Consider the following 24,782-nt stretch of genomic DNA (forward strand, 5'->3'; position numbering starts at 1 on the left):
GTGCATATCGAGGCAATAGGCGCAATTGTTGATCTGCGAGACCCGCAGATAGACGAGATCTACCAGTTCGCTAGGCAGACCGCTCTGCATGACATAGCCATAGACGCCGCCGAGCGCCTTGGCCCCGTTGGGAGCGATTTGATTGTAATCGAGCCTCTTGGTCCTCGTTCAGTTCGTCCTTCACTTGACGGGAGTGGTGAGCTTCTTGTCGTCGGAGTCGACAACGAAGACAGCAAGCAGTTTCGCGGGCTCGGTCTTGCTCGCATTGCGGCTGATCGAATGGGTCGCGCCCGGCGGTTCGAACCAGCTCTCGCCGGCCTTGTAGATGCGGGTCGCACCGTCATTCACCTTCGACTCGATCTCGCCGGACAGCACATAGGCATAGATGAAGGCGGACTTCGCGTGGGTGTGCGGCAGGGAAGCGGCACCGGGCGCATAGTCGACTTCCACGACTCGGAGCGACTTGCCGGGGATGTTGGCAATAACCTGATCGAACTTGGCTGTGACCGTTTCGGTTGGGCCAGCAAGAGCCGGGGCAGGTGCGGCAAATGTCGAGGCAAGCGCGGCCATGACGGCAGCGGCAATGATGCGGATATCCATGGTTTTTCTCCTTGTGAGACGCACCGAAGATGCGGATTCTCTGAGCCAGAGAAAAGAACCAAGAACGCGAATAAATCGTGTACCATGGCCGCATGAACAAGCCGCTCAACTTGAACGTCGACCGTTCGGCCAAGGCTTCTTTGTCCGAGCAGATCCGAAGGGGTGTCGCCAAAGCCATCGAAGATGGCGTGCTGGAGCCCGGCGCACGGCTTCCATCGTGGCAGGATCTTTCTGTCCAACTCGGCGTCGCGCGCGGAACGGTGCGGACCGCCTATGAGAAGCTTGCCGCCGCCCAGTTGATCGAGGCCTCGCGCATCACGGGAAGCCGAGTCGCCCAACGCCCTCGCGCCGTGAGCAAGAAGGAGCCGCCGCCAGATGCAGGCTCGTTCCTGGAGACTTATCTGGAAATGACGCAGGGGCCTGCGTTCTTCCAGATGGGAGTGCCGGCAACCGAGACCTTCCCGGCAACACTGTTCGCACGCATCCGCGCCCATGCCGTCCGTGCAGAGGCGAGCGCTCCTCCTTTTTATCCTGACCCCCGCGGCGAGCTTGCGCTGAGGCGGGAAATCGAGGCATATCTGGCCGTCGCCCGCGGCATCAATTGCTCACCATCGCAGGTGATCATTACGGGAGGGTTCGGGGCAGGGCTCGGTCTTGGGCTCAACGTTCTCGGTCTCGCCGCGCATGCCGCGTGGTTCGAGAACCCGGGATTTCCATGGACAAGGAAAGGGCTTGAACTGGCATGTCTGTCGCTTTCCCCGATTCCGGTTGATGCAGACGGTATAGATATCGATCATGGGCTGCGTCATCATCCGAACTATGCGCAAGTTCGTGAATATCTCGGCGAAGCCTATGTCATCAAAGGCCGCGTCGACCTTGCCAAAGAACAGCTAGGCATCATCAAGACGATCTGCGGCACCGACTGCGAGCCATATGAGGACCTCAACGCTGCTATCATCAATCCGACGAAGATGTAAATCGAGGCAGGACGCGGGGCGGACAGGAGGGATATTCGGATGTCGGTCGCGCGTACCACATTTCCTGCGTATAGTCGCCTCAAAATGGAGATCGCCGGCTCAGCCGGCGATCTCCAGAAGAAGAACCGGGGCGGAGGCGGTCATCGCGAGCGAAGCGGACGTCAGAAAAGGCCCGACGGGCGTTGGTGCGCGGATATGAAATCTAGCGCATTTCGATCTTTGATGTAGTCGGTTATACCTGCCTGACTTGACGCCGGACGTCCACACGCCAGCATGCGGTTGAGAACGATGCAACCGATCACAGTCCGCTGTTCCCCCTCGTCGACAAGCCAGCCCTCGATGGCCTCAGGATTTTCTACGGGGGCCAGCATGATGAGGATGTCAGTCGAAAGCGGAATCCAGCCTCGCGCCAGCCAGGGCCCGCGCCGCGTAATTCGCACTTTGTTCGACCTTAACGTACGATTTTGAACAGCTCTTGTTCCGACCCCTAATTCGAGCATGCGCCTAAGGTGATTGCTCGCGATTCATGCAATCGCGATAGATACGCTCAGGGGATGGGCTGGCGTCGCGGCTGCATGTCGGCCAGCTCGTCAATGATCAATTGGCACTACGTTAACCGCCAGTGACAGCTGGAACCGGCGACCAGCCAGCTCAACGGTACTGATATGCTATCGGACCCTCGCAAATCTCCCGGACCCAACCATCCGAACAGCCAAGCAAGCAGAAAAGCCAGCGCGACAGCGAGAGCTATCAGGATCCACACACCCAAGGTGCGCCTCGGTGGCTTGCCGGAATATCGAGCAGGATCAGTCATTGACCACTTCCGAGGGTGTTCGGGAACCGTGACCACGGCACCCGGATAGAGGTGCCACCCGCTTGAACAGAAGAAGTACCGCGCACCCCAAGTGCGCCAAACAAGGCTGGTTCCGTAATGTTCCAAAAAAAGCCCCGCCGAAGCGGGGCAGGTCACGGGGAAAACGTGGCCGCGCGGCGCCAGGATGAGAGCTGCAATCTGACATCGCTGGCGGCTGAGGTAAGGAAGTCTACCGCGCGGCCGTCATCCAAACGCTCAGGATAGGCGGCCGTTCCCGTCCGGTAGCGTACGGACAAAAAGGACGCCGCCGAAGCGGGGCAGTTTGACGAAGAAAGGATCGCGCGACTTTCCAGTGAGGGCAAAGGAAGGGGTCTATCAGCGAACCACGCCACGCGATCCCAACAGCTAGAACACTGAAAGCATTTATAAGGTTCCGGTGCGGTAGCGTACCGATCGCAATCGGCTCAGATGAGGCCACACAAAGCCGCCAAGCTGCCGATGACGCCGGCAATCGCCCCAGCATGGCCACCCCCATCAGCGTCCCGTCCGCGATGAAATCATCCCGAGCCTTTACTTTGCTGTGAGCACCTTCCATGTTGCGCACCGGTGAGATTCGGCCCGCGGAGGACTATCAATGAAATCCAACTGCGTGTTCGCGGCTGCGCTGCTAATGCCGGTGTTGGCAAGTCCAGGTTACGCGCAGGACCAGCTTTTCGACGAATTGCGTTTTGGCGCATCGGCATCGATCCAGGGCGGCCACGAGCGGGAAGACGGCATCTTTCCGGAAGTCACCGTCTTTTTCGATCCGTTCGGTGCCGATTCCGCCACGACGTGGACGCAGACGCTCGTGCGCCCGCGTATCCACCTCGGCACGTCGATCGGAAATGAGGGTGAAGCGACCCAGTTCTTCACCGGCTTTTCCTGGACTGCCAACTTTACCGAGAAGCTTTTTGCCGAGGCTGGTTTTGGCGGTTTGATCCATACCGGCGAACTCGATCACAACGACGACGGCCCTGCACTCGGCTGCCGTGTCCTCTTCCGTGAGTATGTCGGCGCGGGCTATCGCTTCGACAGTCACTGGAATGTCATGGCTCAGGTTGCCCACTCCTCCCACGCCAACCTCTGCAATGGGCCAAATGACGGCATGACACGTGCAGGCGTGCAGCTCGGCTACAAATTCTAAGCAAAACGATAGGGCCGACGATCGTCTCCAGGACCACGGCCCAGCACGCCGCTTTCGATGGCTTTCGTCAACGCCTTGCGAATCTGTTTTGACAGCGAAGCCTTTGTCGATCGATCGATTTTCAAATTCAGCGGCTTGTTCATCCCGCCGTAGTACACGATTTATTCGCGTTCTTGGTTCTTTTGATAGGCTACCGATGCGCCATCTCTTACCGGTCAGAAACAGAAAACCCGTGAAGATCGGTATCGTCATCCCCGCCATATAGATCGCGCTCGCGTCCCACCGTTGCCCGCACCGCCAGGCTGAAACGGTCGCGCCCAAGTTCAGGCAAACAATCGCGAACATCCGCGGCAGGTCGCTCTCGGCCGTGGAAGTCGACTGTAGGCGGGGCGCGGACTGCGTGCCGCACGCCACGCCAGGTCGGCTCGTCTCCACGCCTCTGTGCCTTCGGGTGAGATCGTGTGGATCGCGAAGGATGGTGAAACCCGCATCGTCAAGACCGGCGAGAGCTGGTCGAAATAGAACTTGAGGATAGCATGAAGATTCTTATCGCTTCGACGCCCGCATCGGGCCTTTTCAACCCGCTGCTTGCCATCGGGCGCATCTTGATCGCCGCAGGACATGAGGTCACCGGCTTGACGGGCACCGGGTTCCGCCAGCGCGTCGAAGGTATCGGTGCAAAGTTCCATCCGTTGCCGGCACAGGTCGATTTTGATCCGGGGAACATCCACGCAGCGGCTCCGGAGCTCAAAAACACACCCCCCGGGCCGGCATGGCTACGCATCTCTTTGGAGCGCATATTTGTCGACAGCATCCGCCATCAGCACGAGGGAATAGGCGAGGTTCTGCGGGACTCCCCAGCGGACGTCATCATTGTGGACGACATGTTTTTCGGCATACTCCCGATGCTTCTTGGGCCGCGTTCAAACCGGCCTGCCATTGTCGTCTGTGGTACGTCGGTTCTGCACTGGCGCCGTGAAGACGGTGCGCCGGTTTTTTCTGGCCTTCCACCTGCAGTCACCAAGGCGCAGTTTGATGAATACGCTATCATCGCACGGGATTACGACCGCGTCGTCAATCAGCCGCTGGCCCTGCGGTTAAATCAGGTGCTCGGGGAACTAGGCCTGGGACCTGTGCACGTGCCCCTCTTGGAATCCGTGGTGGATCTCGCAGACGTCGACATGCAGCTTTCCGTGCCGGGTTTTGAGTATCCGCGCGCCATGCCGGCCACGGTGAACTTCGTCGGCGCCCTGCCCATCATTCCAAATCAGGCGCCACTCCCATCTTGGGCGCATGAATTGGATGGCTCGCGCAAGGTCGTTTTGGTCACGCAGGGCACCGTCGCCAATCACGATTTCAATCTTTTGATTGCGCCGACGCTGAAGGCACTCGCCGACGAGCGCGACGTGCTCGTGGTCGCCACGGCGGGCGGTCGGCCAATTGAGGCGATACCTGGCCCAATTCCTGGCAATGCCCGCCTCGCAAGTTATCTGCCGTTCGAATGGATCCTGCCGAAGACCGATGTGTTTGTCACCAACGGCGGTTATGGCAGCGTCAACCAGGCGATCAGCTTCAGCATTCCTCTTGTCACAGCGGGCCTTACGGAAGACAAGGCTGCCGTGAACGCGCGCGTCGCATGGTCCGGCGTCGGGATCGATCTGGCGACGAACCAGCCGTCGCCGGAGAAGCTGCGGGAAGCGATCCGGACCGTGCTCGAAAAGCCGAGCTACCGTGCGCGCGCGTCGGTATTGGCTCAGGAGTTCGCTGGGATCGATACGCGATCTGAAATTCTCCGGATCATCGCGGCTGCCGGGTCCCGCTGACCCGGATAGCAGCACCATTCACAGGCTCATGAAGAGCGAGGTTTCGGACCCTCGGAACTGTCCTGGCCGCCAGGCGCCGGTAACGCTTCGGGCCGTAGAACGCTGCGGCGTCGGCGGCATCATCCAGCGCGAGGTTGTTCACGTACCGCCGCTCGCCCTGCCAATGCGCAGCGCCGCCGAGTCGGGTTGGCATGATCGCTGTATCGGTCATGTCGGGCGCCACCGCTCTGTACAGCAAGTGCGGCACGTGTCATCCCTTGCAACCCCGCCGCTTGGCCGACCGTCTCCACGCATTCCCCGGCTTTAGGCGGTCGCAGCGTTAACTGAAATTCAGCTCGAAGCCTGGTTATTCGCAGGGCTTTTGATACTGAGATGCATCGCAAGGCCCGAGGGTGGGGAAGCAGACCAGTAAATTGAAGGGGTCAACAGAGATCTTCCGTGGCTGGGAGGAAGATTTGCGAGACAACTCAAGTGCAAACGTTATCGAATATCAGAAACTTCGGATGGGTGTCCTTTCGTCCGATACTACTCGGATCCGGCTCCTCTGTCGTTTCCATTGGATTGGCACCGGTATCGGTCGATACACGGGACTTGCGTCCGCAGATATAGTGCTAGTGCGCAATCAACAACGGGATCGGTACATGCGCGAGCAGGGAACGGCTCGTGCCGCCGAAGGCGATTTCGAGATGACGGGAGTGACTGTAAGCGCCGATTACAATTAAATCGGCAGCAAGGTTGGCAGCGCGATCGAGGATGATCTTTGCGATCGATGCTCCACCGGATCGCATTTGACCAGCGAGTGATTCCGGCGCTCTCCTACGAAGCCGTAGCAGCCCCATTCCGTGCGGGTTCGTCCATAGGATTAGCACAAGGGGTTCGTTGTGAGCAGCCTATTGCCCCTGATCAGTTCAATGACTCCCTCCTGCTCCAGATTTTTCAACGCGACGTAAAGCTCGTCCGATGTAAACCCATCGGCGCTGAGCGGTACGCCGATATGGTACAGGTCGATTGCATCTGAGGGGGCAGCACCAAGGATCCGCAGGCGTTCCACAATGGCGGCTTTGGTTCGTCAAGTCGGCTCTCGGTCCCTCTTCCCCCAAAATGGTCCGGTCGGGACCCGCGCACAGCTGATCGAATTCCGCGACATGCTGACCGCGGTGCGCGATCGGGTGGCCGCCCTGAAGCACCAAGTTAAATCTGTTGATGAGATCATCGCCGCCAAGCCGACGGCCGCCTTCAACGCCAAATGGGGTAATTTCGTTTTCAACGGCGATCGGTTTACAAATAGGGTCTACACCGGTCTTCAAGGAGCACACCAATGAGTGAACGTGCCGCAAGCGTAGTTGAACTGACCAGTGCCTATGATTTCTCTGCGACGCTGGATCGCCTCAGCAATGCATTCGAGAAAGCCGGCTTAAAGATATTCGCGCGTATCGACCACAGCGCCGCCGCTACGGAAGCCGGGCTCAACATGCCGCCGACCGTCGTTGTTATCTTCGGCAGTCCGCAGGTGGGCACACCGCTGATGCTCGTAACTCCAGCCCTGGCCCTGGACCTACCGCTGCGCGTTCTGGTGAGAGAAGACAGCAGCGGACGGACGATAGTCGCGCATCATCCTGCCGCGGCAATCACGACTGCGACGGTCCTTACCAGCGAACATCTGGCGCGCTTTTCCAAAGCTGAGACTTTGATCGCCAATACTATAAAGGGTGAAGCTACCTGACCGTCTCGTGTCGGCAGCCCGCTCCAATATCCTCTCAACCACGCAGCATTAAGGGAATTCATCATGGCTCGTCTCCGTACGATCGCATTGCGCGACGCAACGGGCCGGACAGCCGAATTGTTCAGCGCGGTAAAAGCTGCGATTGGCAAGGTTCCCAATAGCTATATCAGAATTGGCGGCAATACTCCGGCCGCCGGGATCAGCAGCACCATGGCGGCGACGTCATGAAAGTTCCATAATATCGCCTTATGCCAGCTAATCGAAATGGTTGGTCGAGGGTTCGAGTTGGTTCAAGGCGGCACACATCGCTCATTTCTCCGTCGAGAAGGCGGGCAACAAAACGCAGACGTTCCTCCATCACCGAAGTCTCTCTCCACGGCATCAACACCTCCCGCCAAAAACGGAAAGTGTTACCCATGTCTCCGGTACAAAACGTCACCTATGTCTCAGGTCGGGCAGTCAATTATTGGCAATGTGCCTGCGAAGTCACCTTACAACTTATGCTTCAGAACCGGATCACGACCCCGAAAATTGGCCCGTATTCGATTACGTCGAAGTCGAAGCCGTCGTTGCTGTAGTCGACACCGAGGGCACGATAGCCTCCGACCGCTGAGAACGACTGGTTCCATTGATAACCAACGCCGGCCAGCACATCCCATGCAAAGTCGGAAGCTGCTCCAAAGCCGCCGATCATTCCCCAACCGGTCAAATACCAGGACGGCGATAGGTCAACACGTGCCTTCGCCCCAACCATGGGGTCGACCCAGGTGTTTGTCTCGCTGCCGCTTAACGCGGCAAGCGGGGGCCCGCCCGCAGAAAGGGCAATGTCGACCTCGTTGTCGACGTTCCAGAGACGGGCGCCCGCCATGAGATCCACCGTTACCGCTGGCTGCGCAACAACACGGTATTCGCCCATCAGGGTTCCGGTCAGGCTGCTGGTCTCGAGAGTCCCGGCTAAGTTGAGGGGGACGCCCGCAACCGTTCGTGTCACTGACTTCTCCACCTCCAGCTTCAGGTAGATCAGGTCGCCGAATACGCCCCAGGTTCCGTTGTGCGCCTCACCGACGATCATGCCTCCGAAGCGGAGATTGTCGAAAATATCACGAAACGGCACATCCACCTCGATGGGCTGTCGTCCGCGAACCCCAACATCGCCGTTGATGCTGCCAGCCCAGAAATAAGGCGCAAGGCTGAGCGTCCAGCCGCCAGGATCGGAAGCGGTTTGAGGCGGCGCTGCATTATCGATATCCGCCGCCCAGACTTGCGAAACGAGCGCCGAACTCACAGCCAGCGCCAGTGCCCTCATGAAACTCCGGTAACAGGTCATTCGGCAGTTCCCCTCCGCCTTCTGTTCCTACGAATCTCCAAGCGGACAATATATCGAAGGATAATATTAGTAACGGCCTATGTTCGTAGAGAATTGCGAGGAAGCCTCGCTGTTCACCCACTGTGGCATCAGCAACACTCTCAATCTGGAAGCGAAGATCTTTTTATGTTATATTGCTAATATTGGACGATGGTCCGTTGGGAGGACGGATAGAGGAGCCTCACAAAACCATTTCTGAATCAATGCGCGCCGTTCCACTATTCGTGACGCGAGAACCCAAAAACCTTAGCATATGATGTTTGCCTTACCCGCCGCGACATAAGGGAAGGCAAGCGGCGGAGTCATCATACACTCAAATCGATGAAACGACTGCCAACAAGGGCGAAACGCCCGATCTTCGCACTTTTCTGGCTTCAACACAGGAGTTATGAGATGAAGAGCAACATTGGCATTTACAGTCTCTTCGCATTTACGATCGCATCAACATTCTGGGCGGCGACCCCTGAACCTCTCGCCCAGGAGATGCGAAAACCCAATATCCTTTTCATCGTGTCCGATGACACAGGCTATGGCGATCTCGGCCCTTATGGCGGCGGCGAAGGCCGTGGCATGCCGACGCCGAACATCGACAAGCTGGCTGACGAAGGAATGACGTTCTTTTCCTTCTACGCCCAGCCGAGCTGCACGCCCGGCCGTGCAGCGATGCAGACCGGGCGCATTCCAAACCGCAGCGGCATGACGACGGTTGCTTTCCAGGGCCAGGGCGGCGGCCTGCCGGCGGCCGAGTGGACGCTTGCATCGGTGCTAAAGCGAGGCGGCTACCACACCTACTTCACCGGCAAATGGCATCTCGGCGAGGCCGACTATGCGCTGCCGAACGCTCAGGGCTATGATGAAATGAAGTACGCCGGGCTTTATCACCTGAATGCCTACACCTATGCCGACCCGACGTGGTTCCCGGACATGGATCCGGCACTAAGGGCGATGTTCCAGAAAGTGACCAAAGGCGCCCTCTCCGGCAAAGCCGGCGGGCCGGTGACCGAAGACTTCAAGATCAACGGCCAATATGTCGACACGCCCTTGATCGACGGCAAGGAAGGCGTCGTCGGCATTCCGTTCTTTGACAGTTACATTGAGAAGGCGGCCCTCGAATTCCTCGATGAAGCCGCCAAGACGCCGGACGAACCATTTTTTATCAACGTCAACTTCATGAAGGTGCACCAGCCAAACATGCCGGCGCCTGAATTCGAGCACAAGTCGCTGTCGAAGTCGAAGTACGCAGACTCGATCGTGGAACTCGACACCCGGATTGGCCGGATCATGGACAAACTGCGTGAAACCGGAATGGACCGGAACACGCTGGTTTTCTACACGACGGATAACGGGGCATGGCAGGACGTCTATCCGGATGCCGGATACACCCCGTTCCGCGGCACCAAAGGCACCCTGCGCGAGGGCGGCAACCGTGTTCCTGCGATCGCAGTATGGCCAGGCAAGGTCAAACCTCGAACCAAGAATCACGATATCGTCGGTGGCCTCGACCTGATGGCGACATTCGCCGCAGTCGGCGGGGTGCCGCTGCCCGACAAGGACCGCGAAGACAAGCCCATCATCTTCGACAGCTATGACCTCTCGCCGATCCTGCTCGGCACCGGAAAATCAGAACGCAAATCCTGGTTCTACTTTACCGAAAACGAACTTTCCCCCGGCGCGATACGCGTTAACAACTACAAATTTGTGTTCAATCTCCGTGGCGATGACGGAGCCCAGACGGGCGGCCTGGCGGTCGATTCAAACCTCGGGTGGAAGGGTGCCGAGAAATATGTAGCCACGGTCCCTCAGGTGTTCGATCTGTGGCAGGACCCGCAGGAACGTTATGACATTTTCATGAACAACTTCACCGAGCGGACCTGGATGGGTGTCGTCATGGGCGAAGAACTGAAGAAGATCATGGCGACCTACGTGCAGTACCCGCCTCGCAAGCCCCAAAGTCTGACCTACAACGGCCCGATCACGCTATCGGATTACGAACGCTTCCAGTGGGTACGAGACGAGCTCGCGAAGGAAGGCGTCTCGATCACGCTGCCAACCGGCAATTGATTTGAGCACGGCGGCCCGGATCCGGGCCGCCGTCTTCTAGCTAGACGGTCTATCTGACCCTCGCATCAAGAACCCTTGGGAGGATGCCCAATGTTCGCCATTCAAGGTTTCTTCAAACCGGCCCGCGACGGAGCGCTGGCTGTTGCGGCGGCGTTTCTGTTTGTCGCTTCGGCGCAGGCCCAGAGCGATCCCCTGCCGTCGTGGAACGACACGACTCCTAAAGCGGCCATCGTCGCCTTCGTCGGGAAGGTGACAAAGGAGGGTTCGCCGGAGTTTGTCCCGGTACCGGAGCGCATCGCTGTGTTCGACAATGACGGCACCCTGTGGGTCGAGCATCCGATGTACACCCAGCTCGCCTTCGCGCTCGACCGCGTGAAGGCGCTCGCTCCGCAGCATCCGGAATGGAAGGATACGCAGCCGTTCAAGGCAGCGCTCGAAGGCGACATGAAGACGCTGGCCGCCTCGGGCGAAAAGGGCCTTCTGGAACTCGTCATGGTCACCCATGCGGGAATGACCACCAGCGATTTCCAGAAAGTCGTGACCGACTGGCTTTCCACCGCGCGCGACCCCAGATTCAAGCGGCCTTACACCGAACTCGTCTATCAGCCGATGGTCGAGCTTCTTGCATATCTGCGCGCCAACGGCTTCAAGACCTTTGTCGTTTCGGGCGGCGGCGTGGAATTCATGAGGCCGTGGGCGGAAAAAGCTTATGGCATTCCACCGGAGCAGGTCGTCGGCTCCTCGATCAAGACCGAGTTCAGGATGCAGGACGACACTCCAACCCTGTACCGCCTGCCCGAAGTCAATTTCATCGATGACAAGGCCGGCAAGCCGGTCGGTATCAACCAGGAGATCGGCCGGCGGCCGATCGCAGCCTTCGGCAATTCCGATGGGGATCTCGAAATGTTGCAATGGACGACGATGGGCGGTGCGCCTGCACGCCTCGGCGTGCTGATCCATCACACCGACGCGGATCGCGAATATGCCTACGACCGTGACACTGAATTCGGCCGCCTCGACAAGGCGCTCGATGCGGCGGCGATAACCGGATGGACCGTGGTCGACATGAAGAGCGACTGGAAGGAAGTATTTCCGCAACGATAGGATTTGATCACGACCGCGGGAGGCGTGTGACCGGTGACCAGAACATTGTTCACCATTGTAGGACTTGCGCTTTTGGCCATTCTGATCTCGTCTATCACCGGCCCCTTCACAAGCGCGGAGGCAGAAAACGGCCCGGTGACGTCGGACCCACTTATCGCTTCTCACGAAGGATTTGTTGACGAGAAGGTCTGCACTTCGTGTCACGCCGAGCAGGCGGCCGCCTTTGCAAAGTCCCATCATGCCAGGGCCATGGCCGTTGCGGACAACATCACGGTTCGCGGCGATTTCAACGACAGCAGCTTCGAGCACGGAGAAATCGACGCCGAATTCTTCAAGCGAGACGATCGCTTTTTCGTTCGGACCGAAGGGCCGGATGGCAAGCAGCGAGACTTCGAAGTCAAATACACGTTCGGCTACGAGCCGCTGCAGCAATATCTCGTCGACATCGGAGGTGGACGACTGCAGGCACTGGACATCGCCTGGGATACAGCGAAACAAGAGTGGTTCTGGCTGGGAGACGGGCAGCCGTCCAAGCCGGGATCGACATTCCACTGGACCGGCCTGTTCTACCGGTGGAACCGCACCTGCATCGACTGCCATTCCACCGATCCGCGTGCGAATTTCGAGGCCGCGACAGGGTCATATCGATCCTCTTACGTGGCGACCAGTATCGGATGCCAATCATGTCACGGCGGCGGTGCTCGTCATGTTGACTGGGCGAAAAGCAACTCGATAGGCTCCAGCGCCCAGTCAACGGTCGCGATGCCGAAGGTGGAGATGGACACCTGCTTTGCCTGCCATTCACGGAGGATCAAGCTACGCGATGGGTTCGAACCTGGAAGAGCCTACCTCGACTATTTCTCTCCTGCGCTGATGCGCCCGGACCTGTATTTCCCGGACGGGCAGATACTCGACGAGGTCTTCGAATACGGCTCCTTCCAGCAAAGCAAGATGTCGCGGGCGGGCGTCGTCTGCGTCGACTGCCATCAACCCCATGAAGGCACGCTGCTCGCCGAGGGCAACGGCTTGTGTACGCGGTGCCACGCGGAGACTGGTTCTGCAAGGTTCACCAGCTTCGACCCAAAAGGCACGTTCGATGCCATTAGCCACACTGGGCATCCTCAGGGATCGGCCGGCGCGCGGTGTGTAAACTGTCATATGCCCCAACGCACCTACATGAAGGTCGATCCGCGTCGCGACCATTCCTTCGTCATCCCACGTCCCGATCTTTCCGAAGCCTACGGCATCCCCAATGCGTGCACCTCATGCCACAGTGACAGGACGAATGCCTGGGCCGCCGAAAAGATGGATCAATGGTACGGCACGAATTGGCGCAAGCGTCAGACGGTTACCCACGCATTCGCGGCGGCCGCCAAGGGCGAGCCAAGCTCGATCGATGCATTGCGTGCATTTTTGGCAGACCGCGAGCAGTCCGGCTTTGTGCGAGCGAGTGCGGTCGCCGAATTGACGAGGTTAGCCGGACCGGCGGCAGCGGCGGACGTAACGTCGGCAGCGGAAGATAGCGATCCAATCGTGCGGCTGGGGGCCGCGGAAGCCGCCGTCAACTTGCCTCCTGAACTCGGATGGCAAGAAATCGCAACTCTGCTCGGGGACGAGATCCGGGCCATCCGGGTAGCCGCGGTAGCCGCTCTCGGGGGAGCGGTTGCGGAACTGCCCGAAGCCACACGCAAGGCATTCAGCGTCGCTGCGGACGATCTCGAAGCATATGCCAATGCAAATGCCGACGGTGCCGAAGCTCAAGCCCGATATGGGCTGTTTCTGGCGAGACAGGGTCTGATGGACCAGGCCGAGAGTGCCTTTCTCAACGCCATTGCCCTCGATCCAACGCTCGCGGGTTCCCACGCCAACCTTGCAGAATTCTATCGCGTTGCCGGACAGAGCGAAAAGTCAGAGCTTGCCTACCGCTCAGCTATCAAAGGCCTGCCGGACAACGCCGCGCTTCGCTACGGTCACGCGCTCGCGCTGGTGCGCCTGAAGGCCATGCCCGATGCCATTCGGGAGCTCGAAGCCGCGGTTCGGCTCGAACCGGACAACGCGCGCTATAGAATCACTTTCGCAATCGGTCTGGATTCGGTTGGCCGAACGGAAGAGGCATTCTCGCTTCTGGATGGAGCGATCGCCGACCAAACACGCGACGCCGACCTCATCGGTACGGCGATCGCGCTTGGAATGAAACTGGGACGCCACGACGAAACATTGAAGCTCGCGGAGCAACTCGCGAGGTTGCAGCCGGACAATCCAAATGTCACCTCGCTTTTGCGACAGCTTCGAAGCACATCATATCCGCATCAACCGCAGGCAGGCCCCAATGATGATCGATAATTCTGCATATGATCATCAGTTGAATAGTCTTGTGCGAATACGCAACTCGTCGCCGACAGAGGCAACCGCGGCGATACCGCATTCGAATTAACAAGTGGTGCTTCGTAGTCTATACATTCGGTGGCAGTACGATGCCGGAGTGCGGATGTGGATTAAAGTTCCGATATCCGGTTTGAGCGCCAATCCCAGACCTTGACGGCGAGAACTCTGATGTCCGCTTTCCGCGTGGGTGTCCTAGCAGCGAACGGTCGGCCATCGGCCCCAAACCAGTCGTTCCGGCCAGGCCAAGTCCATCCTGGGCTAGAGAATCTGCTACATCTAGATACTGTAAGAACAGGGCCAATGGTTCACATCCCATCAAGAGCAGGGGGTGCTCACTCGAGCGATGTTGCTTGGCGATAGATGGAATCGGCTCACACTGCGTCACGCAGTAAGTGAGGATCGCGGGCCATGACGCGGTCCTACACCCGAAAAGGCTGCTCACAGATCTCGGCGCCATCACGTCGGTCTGCAACGACATCGTGATGCTGAGCCCAGCCTGCCTTAGGCAGGCTGGGAAATCCACTAGTCAGAGGACCGAGACGTTCTCCGCCTTCGATTTTCCGGTCTTGCGGTCCTGTCCGATCTCGAAGCTGACCTTATCGCCTTCGCGGAGGGAACCGCCGCGTTGCAAAGCAGACACGTGAACAAATACATCTTGTTCACCACTATCAGGCGTTATGAAGCCGAAGCCCTTGTCGTCGTTGAAAAATTTGACCGTACCCGTTGGCATGAGAAATCTATTCCCTGTGTCGTTTGTCCAAATTTCGCAGCGGAAGCTACAGCGCCAACGCTCGTTGATCAACAGTGAGCATGAGGTGGCCGCTTTGTGGCGAACTGCGACGGTGCTCATGATCGATTTCGGTGAGCTTTGCTGGCGCCGAAGAAAGGAACTCGGGAGAATGGACTGTGAAGCCAATTACCGTTCGTTCGCAAGGCTTACGGCAGCGGCCTTCGCGCGCCTCGCTGCCGCAAACACCCGAAAACGAGCTTCCGGGTGGATGTTTGTTGTCTCGGCTCGCTTGGCCAATCCAGCAGAAGCATTACCACCACGATCCAAATCCCTGAAACACGGGATCATGTGCTTGGCCTCGGTTACAGGTGTAGGTGAATTTGCCGTCTGTAAGACGGGAATGTAACAGCCGCGTTCCAGATCTGTCTCCGAGACATAGTCAGGAGATTTTCATGCCGACCGTGCAAACCGAGCCCACCGCGCGTTCCCATGCTCGAGGCCATCACCTCCGGATCGTCACGGTCGATGGAATGATCGTCACGTTCGGGACGGACGGTCGCGTGGATATTCGAGATGTTCCACCCGAGCCGGCTTCGCCTGTCCACCGTGAAACAGCAGAACCGCTGCTTCAGAGGCTGGCTAAGCTTTTTATCGAGGCGTTTGCGCTTGCGGGCGCATCGCTGCATCCGACGGTCGTTCATTGGCCGGGTGATTGGTCTTGAACGAGACCTGCTCGCTCCACCGAATCTGCGTGCCGCGGGCAGGGGCTGGCGAGCCGCCTCCTATGAGACGCCCGAGGATGCGGCCGGTCAAATGCGGCATGTCGTCGGATGGGCGTCACCTAAACCAAGGGCGCCGGCTGAATCCCTGATAAATTCGTTTATGAGTTGAAGCTCGCCGCGCGCGCGAACGTCTGACATACTCGCAATCGGCCGGGGCGCAATTTCGCTAAGCCAGTGCCGTTTAGGCGGCCTTCGGATCCGGTCGATGGTTTTTCGCTCGTCTGCGAGCAAATCCCGGCACTTTGTTTTTTCGTGCTTTTCCCGAGGAGTACCAGCGCTCGGGGTTACAGTTGCAACGTAGTTTCCACGTTTGGAAACGCGGCCGAAATTCTCAAAAGCGACAGACAGTCCGTTGGCCTAACGACGGGAGTCTCGTTATGAATAGCAGTCTTTCAATATCTCTGGCCCTGGGTGTGTCGCTTATTTTAGCGAGCGCTGCGCATGCCGATATTCTCATCGGCGTTGCAGCACCTCTCACCGGGCCGAACGCTACCGTTGGCGAGCAGTTCCGCAAGGGCGCGGAAAAGGCGGTTGCGCAAATCAATGCGGCGGGCGGAATAAACGGCGACAAGATCGTCCTCGAACTCGGCGACGATGCATCCGATCCGAAGCAGGGGATTTCCGTCGCAAACAAGTTCGTTTCCGATGGCGTCCAATATGTGATTGGCGACTACAATTCCGGCGTATCGATCCCCGCCTCGCAGGTCTATGCCGAGAACGGCATCCTGCAGATCACCCCCGGTTCGACCAATCCGACGTTCACCGAGCAGGGACTCTGGAACACGTTCCGGGTATGCGGACGTGACGACCAGCAGGGTGCAGTGGCCGGTAACTACATCTTGAAAAACCTCAAGGACAAGAAGCTCGCAATCCTGAGCGACAAGACCGCCTACGGTGAAGGGATTTCCAATGAGGTGAAGCGGACGGTCAATACGGGCGGCATGACCGAGGTCATGGACGAGGGGGTCACTGTCGGTGACAAGGACTTCTCCGCGATCATCTCGAAGATGAAGGCTGCGGGTGTGGAAACCATCTACTTTGGCGGTCTCTACACCGAAGGCGGCCTGATCGTAAGGCAGGCGGCGGATCAGGGGCTGCATGCGGTCCTGATCGGTGGCGATGGTATCACGTCGAGCGAATTCGGTCAGATTGCCGGCCAGGCTGCAGCGGGCACTTTGATGACTTTTGCGCCGGATCCTCGTCTCAATCCTGCCGCGAAGGCCATCGTGGCGTCGTTCAGGAGCGATGGGTTCGAGCCGGAAGCCTATACGCTGTATTCGTTTGCGGCGCTCGAGGTCCTAAAGGCAGGATTTGCGCAAAGCAATTCCCTCGATCCGCAGAAGGTGGCGGATGCCTTGAAGCACATGAGTGCGCCAATTCCCACCGTGATCGGCAAGCTTGAGTTCGACGAAAAGGGCGACCGCAAGGACGAGGACTACACCATGTACGTCTGGAAGGCCGATGCGAGCGGCGCCATGACCTATTCCATGCTGCCTTAAGAGAGGAGTGACCGGCGCCCGGTCACCGACCGGGCGCCGGTCCTACGTCATCGTTGGTTCTATCGTGAATTCCTTGTCCTAGACAGAGATCGCCGCATCGAGATGGCTGCCGATTTTCGAAAAGTGATTGAGAAGTATGGTTCTCGTTTTCGCCCTTGCGAAATTGGCTCGTTCAGCTGTTCTGCAGCCGAGACATCCCGATTGCAATTGTGACGCTTTTGTCGAGGGCCGGACTTTTCCGGAACTATGCAGCAACTGCCGCCAGTCACAATCCAAGACGTTTGTCGACGGCAGTGCCCCACCAGACGCGCATGGGCAAGCGACGGCGCAATGCAAAACCAGACAGCGCAATAGCGATGAAAACGAATTTCGATGGAAAAAACTTGTGACATATTCCTTTGCAACCCTGTCAGGGGCGCAGGGAATTGGTTCGAGAAAATTCGCACCTGGACGACAAATCCCGGATTAGGTGTTAGGACCAGCAGCCTTGATGGGGATAGCAGCTATGCGCTAGCCGCCTAAGCTGCGGTGGTGAGGACGAGGGTAGATCGGCAGCGGGTAGGCGTCGTGAACCCGCAACGCACTTTCACCGAGAGGGGTCCTCTTCCGCAGCCACGGTCGCGCCGGAGGCAGCTCCCGCCTTGCTCTTCAGCTACGAAGTCGTGGAATAAGGCGCGTGGAACTGCGCCCGTATTCCAAAGCGGACGGTCCGATCGGGTCGAAGTGGCGTCAATCCGAACGCCGCCCGAGTCTGACAACGGGTCAATATCACAACGTGACAGTCCTTTATCCTTCAAGATCCGATCATCCAGGACCTCCAGCGCTGTTCGCATCCGCCGCATCTCGGCCGCACGGGCCAATCCGTGCCACGGCGTGGCAAGTAACGATAGGATCGATGATCCGCGACCGGATGAGGTGTCCGTGCCTGGGCTTACTTCTCGCTGCGGTTTGGCGATGCGCTCTTCTGCGCTGGACGTGTTCGGGATTGGGCCGCGAGCTCCAGGAAGCGGAAAGATCCAGCTTTCAGGCCCGAGCTATCCAGCACGCAACGAGTCTTGGTCATGCTTGGGGACATGTTCCTCCTCATCGGGCACATGGCGGTTTTCCGGATGCAGGCCGGCACAAGAGAGCTCAAGACCCTCCATGATATTCGATATCGCCCGGGATAGAGCCACCTTGAGCCAACCTCCTCTGTCGTCGACGACGATGGGTGGCTCCGGTTTGAACATGAAAGGCAGGATGGCCTCGAGATCCGACGGTTCTCCTTCCCATTCGCGTACGCGGTTGCTGTTGGCAGCGATGATGGCGCGCGGTGAATTTCCTTTTTGTTGCATTTGCTTTTCTCCACTAACTGTCGAGTGTCGACAGCAGAGAGATTGCTGGCGCCCGGCTACAGGAGCGTTTCGAATCTGGAAAAGCAGGTTACGGCTGTAGTTCAGCGGTCCAGAGCCTGTATTCGCCTGTTCGGAGAAACAGGCACTCCTTCGGACGGCAAGAGCCGATCGCAGAGGAACGGCTTCCTTATCCTGCCCCGCCGCCAAAGAAGCGTTATCCTAGAGCCGCTGCGCAATCGCTTCGGCAAGCATCCAATATTTCAAGCGTAGCCTTTCACCACCGCTCTGAAGCTGGGCGGTAACAGTGATCGCTCATTCTCGTCGCTGCTCGGGCCACGGAGCGGACTTAACTCCGGAGAAGGGGCAAGAGCTATGTTTCAACAACAGAGCGATTGAATACCATGAACATTCTCATTGTCTCGACGCCGGCAACGGGTCACCTCAATCCATTGCTTGCAGTCGGCCGAATCCTGATTGCCGAAGGTCATCGGGTCCTTACTTTATCAGGCACAGCCTTGCGCAAGCGCATCGAAAGCATTACGGCTGAATTCCATCCGCTCCCGCCGGGTGCTGACTTCGATCCGGAGGACATCCATTCAATCGCTCCGGAGTTGAAGACCATGCCGCCCGGACCCGAATGGCTGCGCATTGCTATCGAACGCGTTTTCGTCGATACGATTCCTGCCCAGCACCTGGGTCTGCAGCAGGTTCTGCGTGACTTTCCGGCCGATGTCGTCATCGGCGACGATATGTTTTTCGGCCTCCTGCCGATGCTGCTCGGGCCGCGCTCGAAAAGGCCGCCGATCGTTCTTTGCGGCACGTCGATCTTGCACTGGCGCCGCGAAGACAATGCGCCGCATTTTGCGGGCCTGCCACCGGCAGTCACCAAAGCGCAACACGAGGAATATGCGGCGATCGCCCAAGAACACGACAGGCTCGTCAGCCATCCCATCGCCAGACGGGCGGATCTGTGCCTCATGGAACTCGGCGTCCAGCCGCTGTCGACAGCTCTTTTCGATTCGGTCGTGGAGCTTGCGGATGCCTATATGCAGCTGTCGGTTCCGAGTTTCGAGTTTCCCCGTAAAATTCCAACCTCGGTGAACTTCGTCGGAGTCCCGCCTTTCATTCCGAATCAAGCTCCGCTGCCGCCCTTTGCTCACGAACTGGATGGCTCACGCAAGGTCGTCCTGGTGACGCAGGGAACGGTTGCGAACCACGATTTCAACCTTCTCGTCGCTCCAACGCTTGCGGCGCTCGCCGACGAATCCGACGTGCTTGTGGTCGCGACCGCCGGTGGTCGCCCGACCGATGCCATACCAGGCCCAATTCCAAGCAACGCGCGTCTTGCCAGCTATCTGCCGTTCGAATGGCTGCTGCCGAAGGTCGATGTGCTGGTCACCAATGGTGGCTACGGCAGCGTCAACCAGGCCCTGAGTCTCGGGATTCCTCTCGTCACCGCCGGACTGACTGAGGACAAGGCTGACGTGAACGCGCGTGTCGCCTGGTCCGGCGTCGGAATTGATCTCAAGACCAATGAACCGACACCATCCGCGCTGAAGCAGGCCATTCGCACCGTGCTAGACGAGCCGTGCTATCGGTCGCGCGCGCTGCTGATGGCCGAGGAATTCGCCGAGATCGACACGCGAAGTGAAATTCTGAGGATCGTCAGCCAAGCCGCCAATCGTTCTGCTGACAGCGATTTAAGAATGAAAGAGCTTGCGATCGCAGCCCGGGCACGGCTTGCACGTCGCCAATAGATCGCTCGTCGGCAAGCTGCCTCTTTAATGTCGCGGATTTTTTGGCACGGTGAAGCAGTTGAGCCTGCGTCAATGTTGGCGCAGGAAGCAGAAAGCAGTTCCTGGAAAAAGGAAGAGGCGACCCGTCAGGCTGCCCTTGATCGCGGTGTCCGCTATAGCCGAAGCCGAGCCCGGCCGGGGAACGGACGCAAATGCACCCGAGGCGATACCCGTCAAAGGCCTACGCGATGTCTTTTGGCGGCTGGTCCACGAAGTCAGCGATGATCGTGTGACGCTTATCGCGGCCGGAGTGACGTTCTACCTCTTGTTGGCACTGTTCCCCTCGTTGTCGGCGCTCGTCGCGCTCTACGGGCTGATCGCGGATCCGGCCACCGTGGCTGACCACCTCCGGGAGCTGTCAGGACTTCTTCCGCCGGGCGCAAGTTCGACCGCCATCACTTCCCGAGGAAACGAGCTAGGCTCGCGAATCGCGATAAGCCAAGGACCGTCTCGACCGGGCGCCAATAATCGCACGCGCCTGATCCCGCCTTCGTATGCCAAGGCCCCTACGGCATCTTATTGAAGAGCTTCAGCCTCGACCGCACGACCTCCTGCACCGAGGAAACCGCAACCGGCAAGATCTTGTACGGGACCACTTCGGACTTCTCCTTCGCCAGCCCTTCCTCGAGGCCGCGCCGCCAGGCGATGCGCAGCTCCGTGTTGATATGCACGATGTTGATGCCGGCATCGATCGACTTCTTCAGGTCGGCATCCGCCGTCCCCGATCCGCCATGCAGCGTCAGGAAGACTTCGGTCGCCGCCTTGATTTCCCGGATGCGGTCGATCCTCAGATGCTTCTTGGTTTCGCCCTCCACCATGCTCTGCACCATGCCATGGGCGTTGCCGACTGCCGGCGCGAGAACATCAATCCCCGTCGCCTCGACGAATTGCCTCGCTTCCGCCGGCGTCGTCAAGATCGGGTCGTGCGTGTTGATTTGCTTGTGAATTTCCGACCCCGTTCCGATATCGCCGATCTCTCCCTCGATCAGGATCGCCGGGTTTATGGACTTCAGCTCCTCGATCGCCTTTCTCGTCCTCCTGATATTCTCTTCGACCGGTAGGGCGGAGAGATCGAAGACGACGGAATCGAACCCGGCCTTCGCGGCCTCCAGCGCGCTCTCCAGCGAATGCGTGTGATCGGCATTGAGATATATCGGCCAGTCGAACTCTTCCCTGAGGCTTTTCACCACAGCGGCAAGCTGCCTCGTCCCGAAAAATTTCCGCTCCCCTTCCGACGCACCGATGATGACAGGTACCTTGACCTCCTGCGCGGCGCCGAAGACCGCCTTGACGAGTGTGAAGTCGGAGACATTGAAATGCCCGATCGCCACACGATCGGCTTCGGCCTTCTGAAGGATTTCCCGAAAAGTTTTCATGAACGCTCCGTTGCTAATGATAGATCACCTGCATCAAACAAATGTCGCCACAGCCGTCTGATACCTTCTGGCAAAGCCCCGGCATACAAAGCAGTTCCGGGTCGATTCCATGCTTGCTGCCGACGCCACCATTGCAAACCGAGGCTATCAATTCATGACAGAAGATACCACGAATGATCGCCTCTCGAGTGAAACTTCTTCAGAGACATATGCAGAACATCGAATGAGGACGGACTTTAGTGGCAAGCTGGACCTCTCACGAAGGGACTGACAGATATCAGTGTGAGGCGCGAGAGAGGCCGCGACTCCCCTTCTCCCCAATAGGCTATCAGATTCACACATTGTCGAAAGCGGATCGGGGGATCCGCCGACGGGCCGGCGTTCTTTGCGATGAGTATCGTGGCTGTGCCGGCACTTGGGTTCGCCGTGTGGCTCCAATTTTCCTTGGATCCACCTGTGTGCGCACATCTCGTTCCAACCTTGCCTCTGACAGTTGTGGCGTGCGTGATATTGCTGCGGCCGCTGAAAGGCTAGCTTGTCCGCTCCGAATATTTTCATAAGGCCGAGGAAGGCCGCATTGATCGCGATTGGCGACGCTGAGCTCGGTGACATCCTCATCAAGACGAGAAGCGAGCGGCTTCTTCAGTGGATGGACCAGGAGGGATTCGTGTTCTTCGCTGGCTGAAGAAACGAGCGGCGATTGTTGAACTCGCGGCGTCCACATGACGGCGATGGGCTATTGAACGCCGTCAACCTCCAGGTGGGCCGTGTAGACGGATTTGACCCAAGGGAAGCCGGCGGCGAGAGCAATGAAGGCGAAGAAGTTTCGCATGGTCTTTTCGCCGCGCAGGCGATGCGTTTGAACCGCTTGACCTTTCCAATAGCCTGCTCGATCCGAGCGCGGTCCCTGTAGAGCGCTGCTCCGAGAGGCCGGGTTCATTTGGAGAACGTGCGGAGCGATGATAAGCGGTGCTATTGGACCTTCGCGGGCGTATTTGTGAGAAGCTTGCAACGTCTAACGCGATGGTTATTCGCAGGCCAACAGCTGCTGCCGAGGATCAGTTTGCTGGTAGGATGTTCTGATTGAGGCTGAAAAAATTGGTTGGATCGTATTCGGCCTTCAGTCTCGCCAAGCGCTTATAGTTCGGGCCGAACGCGGCGCGAATCGTGCTCGCCGGCTCGTCGCCGAGGAAGTTCAGGAAGTAGCCGCCGCTGGAGTAGGGACGCAGCGCATCCCACATGGTTCGCGCCCAGCCGGTATGCCGGTCACTATCGGCGGGGTCCGTCCATTGCGCGTTGATGCCGATGTTGAACTGCGCCTGGCGCTGGCCGAAGGCGGTGTTGGTGGGGCCGACCCGGCTGGCGGCGCCGCCGTAGAATTCGATCATGGCGGCGGACTGCGGCGATTCGATGCGGTTGCCATGATCTACGATCAGTTCGATGGCCTCATCGCTCAGCTCGGTCAGGAAGGTCGACTTCCAATAGTTGAAGGTGTTGTCGAGGATGGAGGCATCGAACAGCGCCTGCATCGCTCCGAAGCGCATCGGTTGCACGGCATCCATCAGCGGCGTGCCGAAGCTTCGCAAAGGCTGTACCACCCGCTCCCCCTCCGTGATATCGCCGCTGTAGCACAGGATCACGGCCGTGACCGGCGCGCCTTCCGGAGTCGAGATCAGCCCGGCATAGGCCGTGAGCTCCTCCGGCGCCGTCGCCATGAAATCCCGATAGTGCCGGAAGAGCGCCGCGGCGACATCGCGCGGATAAAGCACGACGCCGCTCAGGACCGTTGTCACCGGATGCGCCCGGAATAACAGAGAGGTGACGATGCCGAAATTGCCACCGCCGCCGCGCAGGCCCCAAAACAGGTCCGGATGGCACTCGGCATCGGCGGTGATCATCTCTCCCTTCGCCGTGACGACCTCGCAGGACAGAAGGTTGTCGCAGGTCAGGCCGTGCTTGCGCACCAGCCAGCCGACGCCGCCGCCGAGCGCCAGCCCCGCAACGCCGGTCCGAGAGACGACGCCGACAGGGACCGCTAGGCCATGCAGCTGGGTCTCGCGGTCCAGCTCGCCCAGGGTGGTGCCGCCGCGCACCCGCACCGTGCGCTGCCGCGTGTCGACGAAGACTCCGGTCATGGTTGACAGGTCGATGACGATGCCATCGTCGCACAGGGCGCGGCCGGCGACGTTGTGGCCGCCGCTGCGGATCGCGACCAGCAGGTCGTTCGCCCGCGCGAACTTGACGGCCCGGACCACGTCCGTCGTACCGGCGCAGCGCGCGATCAGCCCCGGGCGCTTGTCGATGCTGGCGTTCCAGATCTGCCGCGCGGCGTCGTAGGCGTCATCCTGCGGCAGGATCACCTGCCCCGCGAAGCCCTCTCGGAATGCAGCGATTGCCGCGGTATTGACTACGGCGCCGTCGCGACGTTTAAGCTGGGGATAGCGCATCATCTTCTCCACAGTACGAGTGAATCCGCGAAACCTGTTTCGGCGTCGTTACATGTTCATGTCAAAAATCGATTAGGTTGGTTTCGAATGTAGCCGGCGCAGTGCCGCGAGTACGGCTGCGTGGACGGATTTGACCAAGATGAGGCCGGCGACGAGAGCAACGAAGGAAGCTCCCCGCGCGAACGCCAAGCGCCTTGTCGTTCTGCCCCCTTTGCGCCCGCTGCCGAAACATGGGCGCGGGACGATGGCACTGTCGAACATCTGTACCGGATGCGCCCCGAGAGGGATGCGAGGTGGTCGAAGAAGAGCTCGAATACGCCCGCCTTGTTCGATCGGTCGAACCGCTTCCACAAAACACGAACCTCTTTTCGACCACCTAGCTATGCGGCCCGTCACTATCCATTCAATATTCCCTGCCAACGTTACAGCTGCAACCATCCGACGGGCGATCGCAACTTGCCTGTAACCTAATCGGCTTAGCCACAGCGGCAGCGCCGTCTCCATGGTGTCCGATAGACATGGGCGGCTCTCCGAGACGTGCGCTTCTCCCGAATAGGGAGGCAAATGTTACGGAACAGAAAATTCACCCTTGCTGGCCGGAATGATCGGTCGGAGGTGGCGCCGGGAGACCGTTTTCCTGATGCGCATACCTTCCGTTTCACGATCAAAAGGAGCGTTCCTGACGCGTGGTGCAGTGACCGAGCCGAACCAACAGTTCGCCTTGGATCGTAGAAGGAGACCAGGATGCATGAGATCGTACCCGAATTATCGATTCATAAGGC

Annotated in this window: 22 protein-coding genes and 3 pseudogenes; 14 read left to right on the forward strand and 11 right to left on the reverse strand. The window is 58.9% G+C overall.

Annotation, left to right across the window (positions count from 1 at the left end):
- Together ACPYOI_RS25215 and ACPYOI_RS25220 are read right to left on the reverse strand one after the other, a co-directional pair.
- The coding region (locus ACPYOI_RS25215; RefSeq protein WP_481423536.1) for a carboxymuconolactone decarboxylase family protein at positions 1–138 on the reverse strand (138 nt) is incomplete at its 3' end.
- A gap of 42 nt (positions 139–180) precedes the next feature.
- Positions 181–600, reverse strand: a complete 420-nt coding sequence (locus tag ACPYOI_RS25220) for a cupin domain-containing protein (protein ID WP_481423526.1) — start codon at positions 598–600, stop codon at positions 181–183.
- Positions 601–692: 92 nt separating this feature from the next.
- Between ACPYOI_RS25220 and ACPYOI_RS25225 the strand changes: the two are divergent.
- A pseudogene (locus ACPYOI_RS25225) lies at positions 693–1,418 on the forward strand (aminotransferase class I/II-fold pyridoxal phosphate-dependent enzyme); the annotation flags it as partial.
- A 1,643-nt stretch (positions 1,419–3,061) separates the two neighbouring features.
- Entirely contained in the window at positions 3,062–3,574 is a 513-nt protein-coding gene (locus tag ACPYOI_RS25230) for an acyloxyacyl hydrolase (protein ID WP_481423537.1), read from the forward strand.
- Here the strand turns inward: ACPYOI_RS25230 and ACPYOI_RS25235 are convergent.
- A complete protein-coding gene (locus ACPYOI_RS25235) occupies positions 3,571–3,732 on the reverse strand; it encodes a hypothetical protein (RefSeq protein ID WP_481419253.1) in 162 nt (53 codons plus the stop codon). The genes ACPYOI_RS25230 and ACPYOI_RS25235 overlap by 4 nt on opposite strands.
- A 378-nt stretch (positions 3,733–4,110) precedes the next feature.
- Between ACPYOI_RS25235 and ACPYOI_RS25240 the strand changes: the two genes are divergently transcribed.
- Positions 4,111–5,397: a glycosyltransferase gene (locus ACPYOI_RS25240; RefSeq protein WP_481423527.1), complete on the forward strand. Its 1,287-nt coding sequence runs from the start codon at positions 4,111–4,113 to the stop codon at positions 5,395–5,397.
- Here ACPYOI_RS25240 and ACPYOI_RS25245 read toward each other — a convergent pair.
- Together ACPYOI_RS25245 and ACPYOI_RS25250 are read right to left on the reverse strand one after the other, a co-directional pair.
- A complete protein-coding gene (locus ACPYOI_RS25245) occupies positions 5,372–5,608 on the reverse strand; it encodes a hypothetical protein (protein ID WP_481423528.1) in 237 nt (78 codons plus the stop codon). The genes ACPYOI_RS25240 and ACPYOI_RS25245 overlap by 26 nt on opposite strands.
- A 400-nt stretch (positions 5,609–6,008) precedes the next feature.
- Positions 6,009–6,185 (reverse strand): universal stress protein, encoded by a 177-nt coding sequence (locus ACPYOI_RS25250; RefSeq protein ID WP_481419256.1) that lies wholly within the window; start codon positions 6,183–6,185, stop codon positions 6,009–6,011.
- Between the two features lie 264 nt (positions 6,186–6,449).
- Here ACPYOI_RS25250 and ACPYOI_RS25255 point away from each other — a divergent pair, with 264 nt between their 5' ends.
- From ACPYOI_RS25255 to ACPYOI_RS25265, 3 genes are all read left to right on the forward strand, one after another.
- Positions 6,450–6,719: a hypothetical protein gene (locus tag ACPYOI_RS25255; protein WP_481419257.1), complete on the forward strand. Its 270-nt coding sequence runs from the start codon at positions 6,450–6,452 to the stop codon at positions 6,717–6,719.
- Complete coding sequence (locus tag ACPYOI_RS25260) at positions 6,716–7,120, forward strand: DUF302 domain-containing protein (RefSeq protein ID WP_481419258.1); 405 nt, start codon at positions 6,716–6,718, stop codon at positions 7,118–7,120. The genes ACPYOI_RS25255 and ACPYOI_RS25260 overlap by 4 nt, the downstream gene beginning before the upstream one ends.
- Before the next feature lie 63 nt (positions 7,121–7,183).
- The gene (locus tag ACPYOI_RS25265) at positions 7,184–7,348 is read left to right on the forward strand and encodes a hypothetical protein (protein WP_481419267.1); all 165 of its coding nucleotides are present in this window, start codon (positions 7,184–7,186) and stop codon (positions 7,346–7,348) included.
- Positions 7,349–7,625: 277 nt separating this feature from the next.
- Here ACPYOI_RS25265 and ACPYOI_RS25270 read toward each other — a convergent pair whose 3' ends face one another.
- Positions 7,626–8,447, reverse strand: a complete 822-nt coding sequence (locus ACPYOI_RS25270; protein WP_481423529.1) for a hypothetical protein — start codon at positions 8,445–8,447, stop codon at positions 7,626–7,628.
- A 522-nt stretch (positions 8,448–8,969) separates the two neighbouring features.
- Between ACPYOI_RS25270 and ACPYOI_RS25275 the strand changes: the two genes are divergently transcribed.
- From ACPYOI_RS25275 to ACPYOI_RS25285, 3 genes are all read left to right on the forward strand, one after another.
- Positions 8,970–10,547: an arylsulfatase gene (locus ACPYOI_RS25275; protein ID WP_481419265.1), complete on the forward strand. Its 1,578-nt coding sequence runs from the start codon at positions 8,970–8,972 to the stop codon at positions 10,545–10,547.
- Positions 10,548–10,637: 90 nt separating this feature from the next.
- Entirely contained in the window at positions 10,638–11,651 is a 1,014-nt protein-coding gene (locus ACPYOI_RS25280; protein ID WP_481423530.1) for an HAD family hydrolase, read from the forward strand.
- A 33-nt stretch (positions 11,652–11,684) separates the two neighbouring features.
- Positions 11,685–13,994 (forward strand): multiheme c-type cytochrome, encoded by a 2,310-nt coding sequence (locus ACPYOI_RS25285; RefSeq protein WP_481419261.1) that lies wholly within the window; start codon positions 11,685–11,687, stop codon positions 13,992–13,994.
- 568 nt (positions 13,995–14,562) lie between these two features.
- Here ACPYOI_RS25285 and ACPYOI_RS25290 read toward each other — a convergent pair.
- Positions 14,563–14,766: a cold-shock protein gene (locus tag ACPYOI_RS25290; RefSeq protein ID WP_481422718.1), complete on the reverse strand. Its 204-nt coding sequence runs from the start codon at positions 14,764–14,766 to the stop codon at positions 14,563–14,565.
- A 452-nt stretch (positions 14,767–15,218) separates the two neighbouring features.
- Here ACPYOI_RS25290 and ACPYOI_RS25295 point away from each other — a divergent pair, with 452 nt between their 5' ends.
- Together ACPYOI_RS25295 and ACPYOI_RS25300 are read left to right on the forward strand one after the other, a co-directional pair.
- Positions 15,219–15,488, forward strand: a complete 270-nt coding sequence (locus ACPYOI_RS25295) for a hypothetical protein (protein WP_481419262.1) — start codon at positions 15,219–15,221, stop codon at positions 15,486–15,488.
- Between the two features lie 437 nt (positions 15,489–15,925).
- A complete protein-coding gene (locus tag ACPYOI_RS25300; protein WP_481423531.1) occupies positions 15,926–17,047 on the forward strand; it encodes a branched-chain amino acid ABC transporter substrate-binding protein in 1,122 nt (373 codons plus the stop codon).
- Positions 17,048–17,565: 518 nt separating this feature from the next.
- Here the strand turns inward: ACPYOI_RS25300 and ACPYOI_RS25305 are convergent.
- Both ACPYOI_RS25305 and ACPYOI_RS25310 read right to left on the reverse strand, forming a co-directional pair.
- Entirely contained in the window at positions 17,566–17,907 is a 342-nt protein-coding gene (locus ACPYOI_RS25305) for a DUF1127 domain-containing protein (RefSeq protein WP_481418553.1), read from the reverse strand.
- A gap of 174 nt (positions 17,908–18,081) precedes the next feature.
- Positions 18,082–18,588, reverse strand: a complete 507-nt coding sequence (locus ACPYOI_RS25310; RefSeq protein ID WP_481423532.1) for a hypothetical protein — start codon at positions 18,586–18,588, stop codon at positions 18,082–18,084.
- Positions 18,589–18,782: 194 nt separating this feature from the next.
- Here ACPYOI_RS25310 and ACPYOI_RS25315 point away from each other — a divergent pair, with 194 nt between their 5' ends.
- Together ACPYOI_RS25315 and ACPYOI_RS25320 are read left to right on the forward strand one after the other, a co-directional pair.
- Positions 18,783–20,138 carry a glycosyltransferase gene (locus tag ACPYOI_RS25315; RefSeq protein WP_481423533.1) on the forward strand — a complete coding sequence of 452 codons (1,356 nt, stop codon included), beginning with the start codon at positions 18,783–18,785 and terminating at the stop codon, positions 20,136–20,138.
- Positions 20,139–20,292: 154 nt separating this feature from the next.
- Positions 20,293–20,598, forward strand: a pseudogene (locus tag ACPYOI_RS25320) (YhjD/YihY/BrkB family envelope integrity protein); the annotation flags it as partial.
- Positions 20,599–20,683: 85 nt separating this feature from the next.
- Here the strand turns inward: ACPYOI_RS25320 and ACPYOI_RS25325 are convergent.
- Complete coding sequence (locus tag ACPYOI_RS25325) at positions 20,684–21,553, reverse strand: class II fructose-bisphosphate aldolase (protein ID WP_481423534.1); 870 nt, start codon at positions 21,551–21,553, stop codon at positions 20,684–20,686.
- Between the two features lie 366 nt (positions 21,554–21,919).
- On the opposite strand from ACPYOI_RS25325, the pseudogene ACPYOI_RS25330 reads away from it, so the two are divergent.
- Positions 21,920–22,153, forward strand: a pseudogene (locus ACPYOI_RS25330) (DUF983 domain-containing protein); the annotation flags it as partial.
- A gap of 458 nt (positions 22,154–22,611) precedes the next feature.
- Here ACPYOI_RS25330 and ACPYOI_RS25335 read toward each other — a convergent pair.
- A complete protein-coding gene (locus tag ACPYOI_RS25335; RefSeq protein ID WP_481423535.1) occupies positions 22,612–24,000 on the reverse strand; it encodes an FAD-binding oxidoreductase in 1,389 nt (462 codons plus the stop codon).
- Positions 24,001–24,782 lie beyond the last annotated feature (782 nt).

Source organism: Rhizobium sp. SVR5-2C (genome assembly GCF_056755115.1).